A 17,263-nucleotide genomic window follows, 5' to 3' on the forward strand; every position below is an offset into this window, starting at 1 on the left:
ACTTATTGAATTCTATTTATTGAATGAGAAGGGCTGCACTGCCGATAGTGGCTGCACATGTGGCCTTAACGATCGTTTGTGTGTAAGTGGCGTCGCATACTTTATTGCCGCTGCAGTTGGTCAGAGTATCGATTAAATTGTTTAATTCAGTACTCACCTGATCCCGTTGCGGCTGTGTGGCGATATTGCTGCCAATGGTTCTATCTAACAATGGGGTAATAATCAGATTACGATCTTGATCGATAAAGGCGCTGTCTGCCGATTGAGTAAAATCAAAGCCGCTAAAATAGTCAGCCCGCAAACTGCTGTTTTCCACCAACTGGTCGCAGTACTTAATGGCCATCTGGGTCACCGCCATTTGGTTCGAAGCTAAATAACTATCGATATTGGTGACACTAGGAAGTTGTTGTTTCAGTTTTTCGAATGCTGCTTTTACTGCGGCATTACTGGTTGGTACGCCGGTGACCACTGACATACTGGCATTGATTTCAGCAAAGTTGCGTACGCCAATATCTGATTGAGGGGCTAAATCCATTGGCGATGCTGCCGCTGGTGGATCGGCCTCTATTACCACATTAGTGGCACTGCCGAGTTGTTCAAAGGTTAAGAAAAACTCATCGGCTTCGGGGCTTTTTTCAATTGCCACTGTGGTGCCTAAGGAAGATAAGGGTTGACCTTCGCCGGGGATATAATTGTTATCACTGATCAGCAGATCTAGGTTTTGAAAAACCTGTCCTGAGGTGACTTCACGGCCATTAATGCCTATACGCATTCCTTGAATGGGAACCGATGAAATACTGACGTTGTCGTCTAAGCTAATGAAAAAAGGTTCGGCAAAGAGGTAACTGTAACTATCAAACTGACTGACTTCGAGCACTACATAGCTTTGCGCAATATCGGTGTGTTCGCTCACATTAAACAATAAGAAAAACTTCTGGCCGATACCGGCGGCAAAGTTTTGCGCGATTTGTTCAGCGCTTAAGGTGCGATTATGCACCGCCACCATACGAATTGAACCCGCCCATGGAATATCACCGGATACTTCATTCCCTAACACAAAGGCATAGGTGTCATTCCATTCGTTAAAATTGCCTATCTCTACCTCATCGGTTACCCCTGAATGCATACCATTTACGTAGATTTGACGGCCATTGATGGGATCATACGTCAGTACCACATGTTGCAAACTGGATTGCAGTAACTCATCGGCATCTGCTGTCGATAATGCAGTTTCTCCATTGGCATCGGTATTACTGGTTCTTAGTAGGTAATCATAATTATAAAGTGTCTGACCTAGGGTGAAGTTGCGGGTTTGTGCACCACCAGAGTAACTAATAATACGAGCCGGACCTTCTTGGGTGACGTTCGCTGGCACCACCCAAGCTTCAATTGACATTTCACCTGTGGCGGTTAGCAGTGTATGTAACTTTTTACTACTAGCTGTACTGCCTTGAGCTTTACCATCTACCATTTGCAAGCCCCATCCACCTATCCATGCAACATCGCCACTGAGGGTTAAATCAATCGCCGGCTCCACACCACTAGTGTCAAAGGCCGTCGTGCCTGAGCCGGTTTTAAATTCCCATTTAGCTATCAGATCATTTTCAAATCGTCCGCCCCCTGTGGCTAGAGTGCCATCAAATAGGGTCAATGCTTGGCTGTTTATCAACTCAGGTGCTAATTCTGTGATATCTATACCATCAGCCATGGCTTGGATCGCTGCAGTTAACTCATTGGCATCACTGTTACAATCGCTCCAACAGTTATGGAATTCATCTCGAAGTCTCCCAACAAAACGTGAGGACGCTGGGGTGTCTAAACTGATTCTGGCTTTTGAGGCCAGGTAAGCCTCGTCAATATCACTAGATGCAAAATAGGGGGATATGGGTATGCTGGCTGAATTGGTGTGGCAACTTGCACAGTAGTTCTGTAATAAGGGGTATACGGTAGAGGCAAACAGGCCACTGTTTTCAGGAAAGTTTTTATTAGCGCCGGGGGATTTTAACGTCGGCGCTTCTAGTTGAATTTTATTGGCTGTCACGTCGTTATCTGCCCAATTGGCGATCCACGTTGTCATTATATCTGCACAAGCCGAAGGGCTTGTTAACCAACAGTTGTGGCCGCCAGCTACTTTCGTGACCAAAGTCGAGGTTTCAGGTTCATCTAAATTTACCAGTGGATTGGTCGCGGCATAAGCAAGGTTAATATCATCCGCTCTTACAAATTCCGGAGATTGACCATTTTCAATGTGACACGCGCCGCAGCGTTCAGCGCTACTTATGTTGTCCCATAAATTGAGTTTGTATTGTTGCACATCGTCTGTATCTGCTGGGGGGCCAGAATATGAATCGCCAGGTTGCGATACTAAAGGTGGAGTCGGGGTTTCTTCTACTTTTGTCCCACTGCCACCGCAAGCACTAAGGACGATGGTCAGTGTTAGGCTAATAGTGAGTTGCTGTAATCGGGAAGAGAATGAAATGCTCATTGCTAGCTCCCTTTACAGTAGTTGGCGGCATCTGCAAATACCTGTTTAATCTGATAGCCGCTACCTTGAAAGTTCACCACCATAGAGTCGACTTGGCTCCAGTCTGCACTGTCTTGCGGAGACCGTAAGCAGACATTTTCAAATACTTTTGTGACTTGGCATTGAGAAAACTGAGCGCTGTGAGCAAGTTCTTGGCCCATACTTTTCGCACCATTTCCACCTCCTGGTAGACTTTCATCCCAGCCCAAGTTTTTGTTCAATCCTGCGCGCCAATAGTTGTCCCATTTATCATCTTCAATCATAAATCCATAGGGGAAATTATTACCGTTAATTTGATGTTTAGCGGTGACTCTTGAACCGGTTTGAGGATCAATCTGACCCTCTAGGTTGTAATGTAATTGACCATTTTCGCCATCGGGATCAGCATCACTATCATAATCGTATTCATAGTAGGCAAAAGCTTGTGCCAAGGGATCCATACCTGAATGACATCCAATGCAGGAGTTTAAAAATATCCGACTATCACCGCCGGGACTGCGGCTCACATCTTGGCGAATGCGATCTGGCACGCGACTAGTGTCTTTCACACCTTCCAAATCGGTACATAAATGATTGATTAAGGTAAATCGGAACATGGCGCGGTTAGTTCCATCTTTAAAAAATGACTTTGCCGCCGCTCTGGTGGTCAACACGCCTGCCGTAGCATTGTCGGGTAAGCCTGTCATTGCAGTTTGTGTAGTGGCAACTAAGGCTTCACTGAGATCAATTTCTTGATCTTCTAGTGCTTGATAATGGGCGTTGTTATCCACTTCATAATCTGGAATGTCTAGGGTGTTATCGCCCACGTAAAGAATGTTGCCACTTAAAATTAGCCGGAAGTCTATATCGTCCCGAGCCATGCCAATAACTGTGGCGGTGTAATCATTTAAAGGTGCAAAAACATCAGCTTCTTCGTTCGTCCATGGGGTGATCCAGTTTTTCAAAGTGACGTTATAGAAAGCCGGATTATCCATAGCTAAATAGGCGGCTTCTTGGGTTTCTCCTTGTTCAATGAGGTTGCTCATCTGTTCAAGGGTGGTTGAGGTTGCTGGCACGCCGGTTAAACGATCGTGCATTCGCTGGGCTTGTTCAGTGGGACCGGCCATAGCACTCAAATGGCTGACGATAAACATTAGGGGCGCTAATACAAAAAAGCGAGTCCTTTGAAGTTGAGGAAAAAAACGATACTTCCTCTTTTGTGATAGAACTGTTTCCAAGCTGGCACTCCTCAATACGATACACTTAAAAATAGTCGAATTTGCCAGCTAGGGTAAATATGACAGTCTACTAATGGGTGTTAATTTTAATACCCAAATACTTTTCAAAAACACAACTGCAAGGAAGGTGAAGGCTCTTACTAGGGTGTTTTAATTTAAATCAGCTTTGCGGACTCTTTTAATATAGCAAAGAGTATAAAACCAAGTTATTGATCTTAAATTAGATAGCAGTTTTTGGGCCAGTGCTGAAACTAAAGGCATATGGCGTAGTTGTTTGTTTATAGAGGGGGTTAAAAACAGAAAATTTGTATTCATCGGACTACACAAAAGTTTCTAGTAATTAAAGTAATCATTTTGCTGTATAAAAAAGTAAAGTAAAAACAGTAAGGTAGCGCAACTTAAGCATGAGATAAATAGCGTGTTGAATCTGCGACACTAAGAATAAAATTAGGTTGTTATCGGCTTTTTAACACTTTTTTTGTGCCTTAATGTTAATCAATCTAGTACAGCTAAGGTATTAAAAACTATCACTATGCATCAATACTTAAATTGTTTTATTCATCACTTAATGAAACAATTTAGTCCATGGAATACCGTTGAATTGTAATTCAAACTAAATTGACAGACTGATGTATTGACGGGTATTAGCAGGTTGTCGTGAAGCAGAGACAGTTTAAACTTGTTTGCTAACGATGGATAATTGATATCTTTTAGTTCATTAGAGCTTAAGTAAAATAATTAACACTCTAATCCAGTTGTGAAGCGTGAGTTTCCAACTCGTTAAGGTTCAGCGATATTTATGCCACGTAGTTTTAATCACATTACAACAGGATTGATCCGCAAAGCCGTATTTTTAACGGTTATTTGCGCATTTGTAAGTAGCTGTGGTTCCGATGACCTTTTGGTTACTTCTTCTCAAGAGCCTGATCCTGTGGTTCTCGATATCCCTATCGCGTATGTTAAACGGGCTTTACCTTTAGACGAAGATGGCTTGTTAATTACCGACGATTTAAGACAGCCGTTCGAGTTTTTACCTGGAGCCGCTTTGTACATTAAGCCTCGGGCTTCCGCCAGTGTTGAAGAAACCAATATCACTGACCGCGCTTTTTATACCCCAGAACAAATTGAACAAGCCACAGAGCAAACTCCTTTAGGGGGATACGATGTAAAAGATGTGGATGTGTCTTATGACTCTGAACGTTTAATCTTTGCCATGCGCGCCCCAGAAATTGAAGATGCGGATGATGATGAGCAGCCCACTTGGAATATTTGGGAATATAATCGAATTACCGATGAATTACGCCGAGTCATCAGTTCTGATATTCAAGCCGAAGAAGGTCAGGATACCGGACCAACCTATTTGCCCGATGGCCGAATTGTGTTTAGCTCAACTCGTCAGGCGGGTAATCAAGCTATTTTATTAGACGAAGGCAAACCCCAATACCAAGGGTTAGATGAAGGCTTGGATGAATATGCATCAGTAATCCATGTGATGGAAAGTGATGGTACTAACATACAACAAATATCCTTCAATCAGAGTCATGATTTAGATCCTGTAGTGCTCACCAATGGTAAAATTCTGTTTAGCCGTTGGGATCAGGCGGGTAACAACAACAGTATTAATCTTTATCAAATGAACAGTGACGGCTCAGGCTTAGAAATTTTATATGGCCGACACAGTCATGTCAGTGAACGCTCAGATCAACTTTTGCAGTTTGTTAAAGTTCGCGAATTACAGGATGGCAACATTTTAAGCGCCATTCGTACCTTTGATAGCGATACCATAGGCGGGGACTTTGTTAGCATTGATTACCTAAATTACATCGATAATAGTCAAGGAATCGCGTCCCAGTCTAGTTTGTCTGGTCCAGCTCAAACCCCAGCATTATTTGATAATATTGTGATTGACGGCAGCCTCTCATTAGGCGGGCGTTTTGCCTCGGTTTACCCCCTGTGGGATGGCAGTGAGCGGGTTATTTTTAGTTGGAGTCAATGTCGCGTTTATGATCCCGAACAAGAAGTGGTAGTCGGTGAGTCGGTTGAACGGAAAATTTTGCCTTGTGATGACAGTCATCTAGATAATCCCGATATTGAAGAAGCACCGTTGTTGTTTGGTCTGTGGATGTATGATGGTATTGAAAATACTCAGCTACCCATAGGTGTACCCGTTGAAGGTGAAATGTACACTGAAGCTGTGGCGATGGGAGAACGTGCCTATCCGGCCAGTGCACAAATTGCAGATGAATATGAACAGGCATTAGCCGATGAAAATTTAGCAAAAGTACACATTCGTAGTGTCTATGATTTTGCTGGAGTTGATACCTCTGCCCAAGGTATTGCGGCCATGGCCGACCCCACGCAAACGCCAGTGTTAGCGCGTCCAGTACAGTTTTTAAGAGTAGTTAAGTCGGTGTCAATTCCCGATGATGAAGTAAAAGATTTTAATGCTTCAGCTTTTGGTCGTAGCCGCACACAATTAATGCGCGAAATTATTGGTTATGTGCCTGTGCAGCCCGATGGTTCGGCGATATTTGAAGTTCCAGCAAATTTGCCTTTGGCACTGAGCCTAGTGGATATTGACGGCAAACGTGTTGGGGCCCGTCATCAGAACTGGTTACAGTTTGCCCCAGGTGAGGTTAAAACTTGTAATGGTTGCCATACCCAGCAAAGTACATTACCCCATGGTCGTTTGAGTGCCGAAGCGGCATCCATTAATTTTGGTGCAACTGCAACCGGAGTACCTTTTCCGAACACCAACCCGGTATTATTTGCCGATTTAGGCGAAACCATGGCGCAAACCGCCGCGCGGATTAATGGCGTAGACTATCCTCAGCCCGACCTTGAATTTAATGATATTTGGACTGACCCTGCCATCGCGACCCCTGCCGATTCATTTACTTATTCCTATGCTGATTTATCTTCCCCTTTGCCAATTAGCACAGCTTGTGCAACAAATTGGACGAGCCTTTGTCGGATTCAGATTAATTACCCTGAATCTATCCATCCTATTTTTGAGGTAACACGACAAGTGTTTGCCGATGATGGTCTGACGGTAATCGAAGATAATACCTGTGTGAGTTGTCACTCGCCAACAGATGAAGCTGAGATGTCTCGCGTACCCATTGCCCAGCTAGATTTGAGCGGTACAGCATCAACGGACAATCCTGATTATCTGACTAGCTATCGAGAGCTGATGTTTGCTGATCTTGAGCAAGAGTTGCTAGAAGGAGCAATAGTCGATCGTTTGGTTCAAGTATTTGATGGTAACGGCGATCCTGTTTATGAACGAGATGAAGATGGCGAGCTAATTTTAGATGCCGAAGGTAACCCCATTCCCATCTACCAAACGGTAACAGTGGCCAATACTCTAAGCACTAATGGTGCGCGCAGTAGCACAGCCTTTTTCAGCTTATTTGAAGATGGTGGCAGCCATCAAGGTTGGTTAACGCAATCTGAGCTGAAACTAATCGCTGAATGGCTGGATATTGGTGCGCAATACTATAATAATCCCTTTGCAGCTCCGGCAGATTAATAGATGGACAGTATGGCAAAGTGGATCGCCCTGATTGGGTTAGTGTTAATGTACAGTACGGCAAATGCCGAAGCACAATTTCCTGAAGTTCAGGTAGTTGAACCTTATATCGATATGCGAACAGGACCTGCGGTTGGCTATCCCATTTTTCACGTGGCTGAAAAAGGTGAATGGATAAGTATTCTTAAACGTCGCACAAGTTGGTTTAAGGTTCGCACCGAAAAAGGCAAAGAAGGTTGGGTGTCACTGGATAATCTCAGACTAACCGTCAGCAGTGCAGGTGAGCCTGTACAGATTGAAGATGGTAGTTTTAGTAGTTACCAAAATCGTGATTTTGAATTAGGTGCCAGCGGCGGCTCGTTAGAAGGGGTGCCATCCTTAAGTATCTATGGTGCTTGGGTGGTAACCGAAAATCTTGCGGCCGAAGTCAGTTACAGTCAAGCACTAGGTGACTTTTCTGAAAACCAATTTGGGTTGCTAAGTGTGACTCATACCACTTTTCCTGAGTGGCGATTATCACCGTATTTTCGTCTTGGTTTTGGACAGATAAAAACTAAACCGAGAGCGAATTTAGTGCAATCTGGTGAAGAAACGCGAACCAACGATTTATTGGTGGGGGGAATTGGTGTGCGCTATTACCTAGCACAGAATTTTGTGGTGAAATTTGAATATCAAAACTTACTTGCGCTAACCGAGCGTGATGAAAATGAGGAACTTGAAGAGTGGAAACTCGGATTTGCAGTTTTTTTCTAGGAGCCATGTTAATTAGTGCAAGCAACTTAGCGTTTGCCCAAGCTGACAACAGAGCCTCAGTGCAAAATGTGATTGAGCCTGATCTAAAGCGTAGAGACATAAACGAGTCGAGCATTGATACCGAAGATTTCGAAATTGGGGTATTTGCTGGGGTGATTAGTATTGAAGACTTTTCGTCTAGTTCATTAGTTGGAGCCCAACTAACTTATCACATCAACGAAGATTTTTTTGTGGAAGCTAGTTACGGTCAAGCGACTGCTGGGGAAACAAGCTTTGAACTGCTCAGTGGCGGTGCGCCCTTTCTAACTGAGGACGAGCGTGAATATAGTTTTTATGACCTTTCGTTGGGTTATAACCTCAATGGCGAAGTATTCTTAAGTAGCGATTGGATATTTAACTCAGCAACTTATTTTACATTGGGCGCAGGTAGTACAGAATTCGGCGGTGATAATCGTTTCACCGTCAGTGTAGGCGCAGGATATCGGTTGTTATTAACTGACTATTTTGCAGTACATGTGGGGGTAAAAGACCACATTTTTAATAGTGAAATTATTGGCGAAGAAAAAACCACGCACAACATCGAGTATGGACTCGGTGCAACGTTTTTCTTTTGAGCCTAATAAATAACAGAATATTTGACGGAGTATTGTCATGAATTCAAAACCTTTATCTAACTTTGTATTATTGTTTATCGCGGTAATGTCGTTAACCCTATTAACCGCTTTTACGGCCGGTGCAGCTGAGCTGCAATCAGCTCCAGATTTCACCTTAAAAAGTAACAGTGGTGAAAATTTACGGCTCGAAGAGCAGCAAGGGAATGTGGTTATCGTGAACTTTTGGGCTTCATGGTGTGCCCCTTGCCGAGAAGAATTGCCGCACTTTGATGCAATGCAAAAAGAATATGAAGATCTTGGTTTTACGGTTTTAGCAGTGAATGTCGACGAATATCCAGAAAAAGCCAATAACTTACTGAATGATATTCCCGTTAGCTTTCCAGTATTGTTTGATAATCTTGATAAAGTCAGCAAACTTTATGATGTAAGAGCTATGCCTACTACAGTCATTATTGACCGTGATGGCAACAAACGTTTAACCCATTATGGGTATAAAAGTGGTGATGAGGCTAAGTATAAAGAAGTCGTTAAAGCGTTACTTAGAGAGTAATTAATTACTGCAGTATAAAGCTAATTTTAGAAAATAACTTACAAGGATTGACGATGAAAAAACAACTGCTTAAATACAGCATGACTGGGTTAATTGTCTCCTGCGTGTTGTTTGTCAGCGGCTGTGCAACGTCTATTGAACCATGGGTCAAACCTTATGAACGTGATAATTTGGCGGATCCTATTATGAGCGCCAATCGCAATCCTGTTTCCTCTAGTTATACCATGCACGCTTTCCAAGCGCGCGAAGGTGCACGGGGCGCAGAAGGTGGTGCCGGTGGTGGTTGTGGATGCAACTAGAGTGAACATAGCTATGAACCCAACCAAGTTAGTTTTATTCACGCTTTTCCCGCTTCTGCTGGTGTTTTCATTTAACAGTACCTCAGCAGTGTTGCCTCAAGAGCGAGCAGATGTGATGTATCACTCTTACGAAGGTGATGGCATGTCTATTGATGGTCCATCGGTTTTGGTGCGCAAACAAATTGGCAATAAAGTATCTGTATCTGCTAACTATTATGTGGATACGATTTCCGGCGCGTCCATTGATGTATTAGCCACTGCCAGTGCTTATGAAGAAGAGCGCACAGAGCATAGTGTGGGAGTTGATTTCCTGCATAATAAGACGTTAATGAACCTTAATTTCACTAGTAGTTCTGAAAACGACTTTGAAGCCCGTTCGGTTCATTTTGGTATATCTCAGGACTTTTTCGGTGATCTTACTACTTTAAGTATGGGCTATTCCAAAGGGTGGGATGAGGTCGGTAAACGTGGTGATGAGAATTTTCTAGAGGAAGCTGAGCGTCAACAATTTCAGTTTGGTTTAACTCAAGTGCTAACCAAAAATATGATCCTTGGTATTAATTTCGAGAATATTTCTGATGAGGGTTACTTAAATAATCCTTATCGGTCTGTTCGTTATATTGATCCCACTGCCGATCGAGGATATCGTTTCGAAACCGAAGTTTATCCTAATACGCGAACGAGTAACGCGGCGGCCATTAATCTAAATTATTATTTACCTTACCGAGCGAGTATTTACGGGGAAGCGAGAATATTTTCAGATACTTGGGGAATCGATGCAAATACTTACAAACTCGGCTATATCCACACCTTTGGTGATAACTGGATCTTAGATCTGCGGGTTAGGCAATACCAGCAAGGTAATGCTGATTTTTATCAAGATTTATTTTCTCGCAGCGCAGAATTTAACTTTCGTGCCCGCGATAAAGAAATGAGTTCTTTCAAAAATACCTCTATTGGACTGAGCGTGACCTATGAATACCGGTTTTCTCAAAGTTCATGGCTGGAAAAAGGGACATTAAATTACGAGTTAGATCATTTGCGTTTCCAGTATGATGATTTTAGAAATGTTTTGGCTGATGCCCCCGTTGGCGAAGAGCCGTTATTTGAATTTTCTGCCAATGTGACACGTTTGTATGTGTCATTTTGGTATTAGGCGACGAGATGATACCGATGAAATTACGCACTTTTATGCTAACTGTTTTGTTGTGCACCCTTGCCGGGAATAGCAGCGCACAACAAGCTGACGGCAACGAACAACAAACAGTGGCAAAACAATTACAGCAATTGAGAAAAGAAGTTATTGCCCTTAATCGAGATCTATTTGTACTTGAAGAAGACTTACTTTTTCCTTCTAGCACTCAAGTAGTCGTCTACCTTTCAGTGGATGTGGGTACTTACTTTAAGTTGGATGCCGTAGAGCTGAAAATAGATGACCAAGTGGTTACTGAATACCTGTACACAGACCGTCAAGTTGATGCCCTTTATCGTGGCGGCGTACAGCGTCTACATATTGGCAATTTGGCTCAAGGGGAACATCAAATTAGTGCGTTTTTCATTGGGCTAGGGCCAGAGGGACGAGAATACAAACGAGCAACTAGCTTAACCTTTAGTAAAGACAGTGACGCTAAAGCGCTGGAATTAAATATCAATGACGCAACCGGCAAACAACAACCTGAGTTCGCAGTGGTAGAACTTTAGTGACTGGAATTTTGCCAAATGCGTAAAGGGTATTTAGTCTTACGACATTCTTTGTTATCAGTTGGTGCTTGGCTAATGCTAAGCAGCCCCGCTTTGTCGGCACAAAAATGTGATACCGCTATAATCGACAAAGCCTATCAAGAAGTGTTGTATTTTTACTTTCAACAGGATTTTTACCAAGCTTTAACCCAATTTGAAATACTCCAACAAGCCTGTCCCGATTCGTTATCAAACATTAGCCAACCTGGAGTTGACCCTAACCTACTTAAAGGTGGCATTAGCTTAGCTTATGGTTTAGACGAGCAAGCTGCAGATATTTTTAATCGATTATTAACCAAAGCTGCGACATTAGAAACCCAAACCCAAAGCTGGTATTTGTTGGGCAAGTCATTGTTTGATAAACAGCAATATGAAGTTGCTGCTAATATTTTGAATAAAATCAGCATTGATAACGCAGATGAGTATTTGCATGTAAAAGACAAAGACCAGTGGTTATATATGCAGAGCCAACTGTTTAATTGGCAAACTACCCAATCTATTACCGCTGCGCGAGACAACAGCTATTGGTTAGGGGAGTTATCGGAAGACTCAGTTTATCGACAATATGTAATTTATAACCAAGGGTTGCATCAACTGCAAAGCAATCAATACTCTGCAGGCGTGCAAACCTTAGAGCAGATTGGTTTATCTGATAAAAGCTTCTTTGATAGTTTTTTAGGCGGCTGGTGGTCACCATTGACGGTTATCGATCAAACGGAAACTGATGCGCTGCGTGACCGCGCCAATCTTACCATTGGTTATGCGCACCTTAAAAATCAGCAAGCATTAGATGCATTAGAGGCATTTAATCGGGTTCGGTTAGATAGCTTAGACTCAGATTCTGCACTTCTTGGCTACGGATGGGCAGCAGCCCAAAGAGAAGAATATCAAATTGCCTTATCAGCTTGGCAGCGCCTGCAACAACAGCCTCGTAGTAACGAATATGTGATGGAATCATATTTAGCCTCAGCATATGCTTTTGAACAGGCTTTTGCGCCCACTCAGGCGTTAGAAAATTTACAGCGAGGACTAAAGCGATTTGCTTTAGAAAAACAATTGCTGCGTGCCAATCAACAGGAAATCAATGACCAGTATTTTATTCAGTTAGCTAAGTCAAAAGACTGGTCAGAGCAAATACCTGCTCACTTATCATCGATCATGCTTAGCAGCGCGTTTCGAAATCAAATGGCATGGCTGGAAGAGAGTTTAACTCATCAAAAGCGCTTTGAACGTTGGCAACAACAGCTGAATACCTTTAGTTTAATGTTAGATGAAAGGCAACAAGAAGCTCAGTTAAGACAACAGACCCTGAAAAACAATGATTTGTTATCCAAGCTGCAAGATTACCAACTATTACGGGATAAATTGCAGGCTAGGTTAGCAGCCGCCACCGATGAGCCACGTATTTTAGCCGACCAGCAAGAACTGGACTGGCAATCTCGCTTAGAACGGGCGAAACAGCGACACAAAGACATCAGTGAAGCTTGGTTGAGCTTAAATAATAAACCATTGAAGCCCCTGTATGTGGCGCGTTTAAAACGTCTAGAAGGAATTATGCTGTGGAATGCCTCTGAATCTTATGCAAAAAGGCGTTGGCAAGCACAGAAACTGTTGAATGAGGTAGATGAGTTAATTGCACAAACCACACAACAGCAAACACAGCTCATGGAGCAATTGAACCAAACACCTGAATACCCATTACAACGACAACGAATTGCCGATCTTCAACAAAACCTTGAGTTGCAACAACAGCGTAATCAATCTATACAGAGCCAACAATTAGCCAGTTTAAATGAGCTGTTTGTAGAACAGATACAACAACAAATTGCCCAGCTAGAGAGTTATGAATTACAAGCCAAGTTAGCGGTTGTTAGGCTAAACGACAAGGCGTTTAGAAAAGCCGAAGCCGATCGACAGGGGGCAAAACAATGACCCGTCGTGTTGGTTGCCGTTCACGGTTATTTTCAGTGTATTTGCTACGCTCTGTGACACTGCTTATTAGCAGCTTTTATGTAGCTGCCTGTGCGGGCCTGTTCGATGAACCAGCAGCATCCACCCCAGTGGAAAAGCGCAAAACCCTGGGTGAGTTTTATTTCGAGCCGGTCTCGTTAAATCACGACCCCTTACCGGATCAAGGACTTGAGACGTTACGCGATGCCTATGTGAGTTTACTTTCTATCGTTGATGATCAGGAAACCATTAAAATCGTTCAATATCGTTTAGCTGACTTAGAAGTGCTGTTAGCTGAGCAGCAACAGGAAGTTGGTACTGCCCCAGTAGACAGAGGTGTATACGACTTAGCGATTGCTCAATACCAATCTATTTTAGAGCGCCATCCTGAACAAAAGGAAAATGCTGAAGTACTTTACCAGTTAGCCAAAGCCCACGATTTACAGGGTGAATCGGAACAAAGTTTGCAGGTTATTGATGAGCTTTTGAAGGAATATCCGAATACACTTTATTTAGCTGAGTTGCAGTTTAGACGGGGTGAAATTCTATTTAATAATCAAGACTATGTTGGCGCGGTTCAGGCTTATCATATTGTACTTGAACAAGGTCCAAATACGGATTATTTCATGACCTCCGCTTATATGTTGGGGTGGAGTTATTTCAAACTGGATCTTTATGAAGATGCGTTATTTGCCTTTACTGAGCTACTAGATCAAAAACTACCGAACAGTGTAATTGACTCGCAGATGTTGAGGCAGTTGAATGCCGAAGAGCAACTCGAAAGGTTGCCGGTGGGAGAAAAGCGCGTAGTCAACGACAGTATCCGCATTATGGCCCTGCTGTTTTCTTACCAAGGGGCTGAACAAAGTTTAAAAGCTTTTTATGAGCAGGCGGGAGAGCGTCACTATGAGAATTTACTTTACGATCGTTTAGGCCAGCAATTTTTAAACGAAGACCGCTTTCGAGATAGTGCCTTGGTGTATCGCGGCTTTACGGATGTTCACCCTGAACACAATCAAGCGCCAGTATTTGCAGTAAAACAAATTGATGCCTACATTCTGGGGGAGTTTCCCACTTTAGTACTGCCAGCAAAACAAGATTTTGTTGATCAATATGGGATTAACGGGCCTTTTTGGGAGCAATGGGGACAACTGATCCAAGAAGAGGTTAAACCCTTCCTAAAAAACTATCTTCAAGAGCTGGCACAATATGAGCACAGCAAAGCCCAACTATTAACTAAGGCAGTTAATCAGCCCACGCCGGAACAGTTGGATAAGGTCGAGGACAATCGCCAAAAAGCACAAGCGGCTTATACTCAAGCGGCGAGTTTATATCGCGAGTTTATTGAAACCTTTCCCCATGATGACTTAACCCCGCAAATTACCTTTAATTTGGCGGAAAGTTTATTTGAAGCACAAAACTATCAACAAGCAATTATTGCTTACGAGCGATATGCCTACGAATACCTCAACGAACCTAAAGCTGCAGAAGCAGGTTATGCGGCGATTTTGGCATTTCGGGCACTGCGAGAAAGTCTAACGGATGAAACCTTGCAACAACAATGGCAGGATGAACAACTCGCTAGCCAATACCAGTTTGTAAACCGCTTTGCTGACGATCCCAGAGCGGTAGATGTGCAATATGACAGCATGCAGCAGTTATTTGACCTGCAGCGTTATTTGCCGGCAATTAGAAGTGCAGAAAATATTCTAGCTTGGCAGCCAGCAGTCAATGCCCAGCGCAAAATGGCCGGGCAACTGGTTATTGCTCATAGTGAGTTTGCGCTCCAGCAATATCAACAAGCTGAATTGAGCTATGAACAGATTTTGGCGCAGTTAAACCAAAATGATCCCCGCTACAACGACATGCTCGAACGCTTAGCTGCAAGTATTTATAAACAAGCTGAAGCTAATTTAGCCAAACAATATGTCGCCTTGGCCATTGAGGACTTTTTACGGGTGATAGCTAAAGCTCCGGCAAGTAGCGCTAGAGTAAACGCTCAATATGATGCCGCCAGCTACTTAATGGAATTACAACAATGGTCAGAAGCTATTGGCTTACTTGAAGATTTCAGAGTGCGTTTTGCAACCCATCCGCTGGCTGAAAATATTCAAGAGAAATTAATCTATGCCTATCAACAAAATCAGAACTGGGTGCCAGCCGCAGACGAGTTAAAACAATTATGGCAAGCTAACCCAGATTCAGAAGAAGGTCGTGAAGCGCTGTATATTGCCGCTCAATATTATCAAAAGGCTGATCAGCGGGACGCGGCACTTGATACTTATCGAACCTATGCCCATCGTTATCCATTGCCATTTAATCAAGTCACCGAAGCACGTTTTCAAATGAGTGAATTTTATGCCCAAAGTAAGGAACAGAGTAAACGACGTTTTTGGCTGAAAAAGCTCATCCAAGGAGATGCACAAGCCAGTGATGATCGCACTGAGCGTTCACGCTATTTAGCTGCAATGGCATCCATGGTATTTGCCGAAGACAACGTGCAAGCCTTTAATCAGGTTAAATTATCTTTACCCCTAAATAAAAGCTTGAACAAAAAGCGTCAGGTGTTGGATAAGGCGTTGGCATCTTTGAATGCCACTTTGGATTATAAAATTGCCGAATTTAGTACAGTCGCCAATTTTAAAATTGGTGAAATTTATGGCCAACTAGCGCGGGATTTAATGGACTCAGAACGACCTAAGGGATTGTCTGAATTAGAGTTGGAACAATACAATATTCTCCTTGAAGAACAAGCTTATCCATTCGAAGAGCAGGCCATTAATATTCATGAAGCGAATATTCAGCGCACTTGGCAAGGTGTTTACGACCGTTGGGTAAAAGATAGCTTTGATGCCCTACGTAAGCTGTCGCCGGGTCGCTACAATAAACAAGAGCAGTTGTCGGAGGCCGCCAATGGAATATTCTAACCGTCAGTCAGCCAATGAGGGTGGCCGTTGGTCTGTTTTGTTGGTCCTCATGTTGTTTTTGTCTGGTTGTGCCAGCATGGATAGTTTGTTTAGCGCCCAATCAACAACGGATACAAGCTCTCAGAATATTGAGACTGAACAACAAGATAGCGGCACTGATGCCTCTCCTGAAGTGGTGCCATTGGATCCTATGCAGGCCAAGGTGTTAGCTTTAAGAGCAGAAACAAATTTATATCTATCAGGTTCCACACCAGTAAAAGCGTCAGTCAAATACCAGTTTGACCAAGCCCTTGCTGCTAAACAGGCAGGCAACCTTAAGCTAGCCAAACAAATATTAGAAAAGTTAATTGACGATGAGCCTAAATTGTCCGGTCCTTGGGTGCAGCTCGGTGATCTCAACATGCTAGACTTTGCTGGTAGCCCAAAAGGCGATCAAGAGCAAAAACAAGCCCATTTAGTAGCGGCTAAGGTAAATTACGAAAAGGCTATTAAGATAAATCAACATAACTACTTTGCCCACAATCGGTTAGCCAAAGTATTTCGAGAAATGGGCGATTTTGCCCAGGCTGAGCAACACTATCAATATGCGATTCAAAGTTATCCCGCCTACGACAATGCTTATTTAAACTTGGGAATATTGTATGATTTGTATTTGGGTAAAAAGCAGCAAGCTTTGGAAAACTATGAGCTGTATCAAGCATTGCAAGATAAGCCGAAAAGACAAGTTAGGGGATGGATTGCCGACCTAAAACGGCAGATAGCAAAGGTTCAAAATGGAGAGAATAAATGAAAATTGCAATCAGCCTGATAAGCTTTTCATTCATTAGTATTTTTAGTTCTGTTAGTGTGATGGCACAATCTGAGCAGCCGGTTTTGGATGCTGATCAAGCTAAGCCAAAATCAACCCAAATTGTGACAGATGTAAATGGTAAAATACTGATCCAAGATACTATTCGCGGAAATAGGGAGCAACCACGAGTGTTATCAATTGTCCCTTGGCAACCTCCGCGAGATAAGGCATCCCTACCGAGCCCATTTGTAAAACGAATAGAGCAGGACTTTGTGCCCATCGATCGTGAAGAGTTTTCTCGTAAAGTGGAGCATTTTGAACGCGCCAGTGGCAAGAAATAAAAACTTAGCAGCTTAATTCCAAAGCA

Annotated in this window: 13 protein-coding genes; 11 read left to right on the plus strand and 2 right to left on the minus strand. The window is 43.0% G+C overall.

Annotation, left to right across the window (positions count from 1 at the left end; all coding sequences use genetic code 11):
* Positions 1-16: 16 nt before the first annotated feature.
* Together ABJV04_RS00425 and ABJV04_RS00430 are read right to left on the minus strand one after the other, a co-directional pair.
* On the minus strand, positions 17-2,485 hold the full coding sequence (locus ABJV04_RS00425) for a LamG domain-containing protein (protein WP_348489132.1): 2,469 nt from the start codon (positions 2,483-2,485) through the stop codon (positions 17-19).
* Between the two features lie 2 nt (positions 2,486-2,487).
* Complete coding sequence (locus ABJV04_RS00430) at positions 2,488-3,741, minus strand: hypothetical protein (protein ID WP_348489133.1); 1,254 nt, start codon at positions 3,739-3,741, stop codon at positions 2,488-2,490.
* Positions 3,742-4,540: 799 nt separating this feature from the next.
* Between ABJV04_RS00430 and ABJV04_RS00435 the strand changes: the two genes are divergently transcribed.
* The 11 genes from ABJV04_RS00435 to ABJV04_RS00485 all read left to right on the plus strand — a co-directional run bounded on the left by ABJV04_RS00435 (position 4,541) and on the right by ABJV04_RS00485 (position 17,237).
* Positions 4,541-7,273, plus strand: coding sequence for a hypothetical protein (locus ABJV04_RS00435; protein WP_348489134.1), 2,733 nt, complete (start codon positions 4,541-4,543; stop codon positions 7,271-7,273).
* Between the two features lie 12 nt (positions 7,274-7,285).
* Positions 7,286-8,026, plus strand: a complete 741-nt coding sequence (locus tag ABJV04_RS00440) for an SH3 domain-containing protein (protein WP_348489135.1) — start codon at positions 7,286-7,288, stop codon at positions 8,024-8,026.
* Positions 8,027-8,031: 5 nt separating this feature from the next.
* On the plus strand, positions 8,032-8,640 hold the full coding sequence (locus tag ABJV04_RS00445) for an outer membrane beta-barrel domain-containing protein (protein ID WP_348489136.1): 609 nt from the start codon (positions 8,032-8,034) through the stop codon (positions 8,638-8,640).
* A 37-nt stretch (positions 8,641-8,677) separates the two neighbouring features.
* Positions 8,678-9,190, plus strand: a complete 513-nt coding sequence (locus ABJV04_RS00450) for a TlpA disulfide reductase family protein (protein WP_348489137.1) — start codon at positions 8,678-8,680, stop codon at positions 9,188-9,190.
* Positions 9,191-9,270: 80 nt separating this feature from the next.
* A complete protein-coding gene (locus ABJV04_RS00455) occupies positions 9,271-9,489 on the plus strand; it encodes a DUF4266 domain-containing protein (protein WP_348489302.1) in 219 nt (72 codons plus the stop codon).
* A 13-nt stretch (positions 9,490-9,502) separates the two neighbouring features.
* Positions 9,503-10,645, plus strand: coding sequence for a DUF3570 domain-containing protein (locus ABJV04_RS00460; RefSeq protein WP_348489138.1), 1,143 nt, complete (start codon positions 9,503-9,505; stop codon positions 10,643-10,645).
* Positions 10,646-10,653: 8 nt separating this feature from the next.
* The gene (locus ABJV04_RS00465; RefSeq protein ID WP_348489139.1) at positions 10,654-11,190 is read left to right on the plus strand and encodes a hypothetical protein; all 537 of its coding nucleotides are present in this window, start codon (positions 10,654-10,656) and stop codon (positions 11,188-11,190) included.
* Positions 11,191-11,208: 18 nt separating this feature from the next.
* Positions 11,209-13,161 carry a hypothetical protein gene (locus tag ABJV04_RS00470; protein ID WP_348489140.1) on the plus strand — a complete coding sequence of 651 codons (1,953 nt, stop codon included), beginning with the start codon at positions 11,209-11,211 and terminating at the stop codon, positions 13,159-13,161.
* Positions 13,158-16,106: a tetratricopeptide repeat protein gene (locus tag ABJV04_RS00475; RefSeq protein ID WP_348489141.1), complete on the plus strand. Its 2,949-nt coding sequence runs from the start codon at positions 13,158-13,160 to the stop codon at positions 16,104-16,106. Before ABJV04_RS00470 ends, ABJV04_RS00475 begins: the two co-directional genes overlap by 4 nt.
* The gene (locus ABJV04_RS00480) at positions 16,093-16,896 is read left to right on the plus strand and encodes a tetratricopeptide repeat protein (protein ID WP_348489142.1); all 804 of its coding nucleotides are present in this window, start codon (positions 16,093-16,095) and stop codon (positions 16,894-16,896) included. The genes ABJV04_RS00475 and ABJV04_RS00480 overlap by 14 nt, the downstream gene beginning before the upstream one ends.
* Positions 16,893-17,237 (plus strand): hypothetical protein, encoded by a 345-nt coding sequence (locus ABJV04_RS00485; RefSeq protein ID WP_348489143.1) that lies wholly within the window; start codon positions 16,893-16,895, stop codon positions 17,235-17,237. Before ABJV04_RS00480 ends, ABJV04_RS00485 begins: the two co-directional genes overlap by 4 nt.
* The last annotated feature ends 26 nt before the right edge of the window (positions 17,238-17,263 follow it).

Origin of the sequence: Aliiglaciecola sp. (assembly GCF_039982535.1) — a bacterium.
Classification (GTDB): domain Bacteria; phylum Pseudomonadota; class Gammaproteobacteria; order Enterobacterales; family Alteromonadaceae; genus Aliiglaciecola.

Coding starts and splice junctions, on each gene's coding strand:
- ABJV04_RS00425 (WP_348489132.1), bottom strand. CDS start 2,485: ATGAGCATTTCATTCTCTTCCCGATTACAGCAACTCACTATTAGCCTA.
- ABJV04_RS00465 (WP_348489139.1), top strand. CDS start 10,654: ATGATACCGATGAAATTACGCACTTTTATGCTAACTGTTTTGTTGTGC.
- ABJV04_RS00475 (WP_348489141.1), top strand. CDS start 13,158: ATGACCCGTCGTGTTGGTTGCCGTTCACGGTTATTTTCAGTGTATTTG.
- ABJV04_RS00485 (WP_348489143.1), top strand. CDS start 16,893: ATGAAAATTGCAATCAGCCTGATAAGCTTTTCATTCATTAGTATTTTT.
- ABJV04_RS00470 (WP_348489140.1), top strand. CDS start 11,209: ATGCGTAAAGGGTATTTAGTCTTACGACATTCTTTGTTATCAGTTGGT.
- ABJV04_RS00440 (WP_348489135.1), top strand. CDS start 7,286: ATGGCAAAGTGGATCGCCCTGATTGGGTTAGTGTTAATGTACAGTACG.
- ABJV04_RS00445 (WP_348489136.1), top strand. CDS start 8,032: ATGTTAATTAGTGCAAGCAACTTAGCGTTTGCCCAAGCTGACAACAGA.
- ABJV04_RS00480 (WP_348489142.1), top strand. CDS start 16,093: ATGGAATATTCTAACCGTCAGTCAGCCAATGAGGGTGGCCGTTGGTCT.
- ABJV04_RS00450 (WP_348489137.1), top strand. CDS start 8,678: ATGAATTCAAAACCTTTATCTAACTTTGTATTATTGTTTATCGCGGTA.
- ABJV04_RS00435 (WP_348489134.1), top strand. CDS start 4,541: ATGCCACGTAGTTTTAATCACATTACAACAGGATTGATCCGCAAAGCC.
- ABJV04_RS00455 (WP_348489302.1), top strand. CDS start 9,271: ATGACTGGGTTAATTGTCTCCTGCGTGTTGTTTGTCAGCGGCTGTGCA.
- ABJV04_RS00460 (WP_348489138.1), top strand. CDS start 9,503: ATGAACCCAACCAAGTTAGTTTTATTCACGCTTTTCCCGCTTCTGCTG.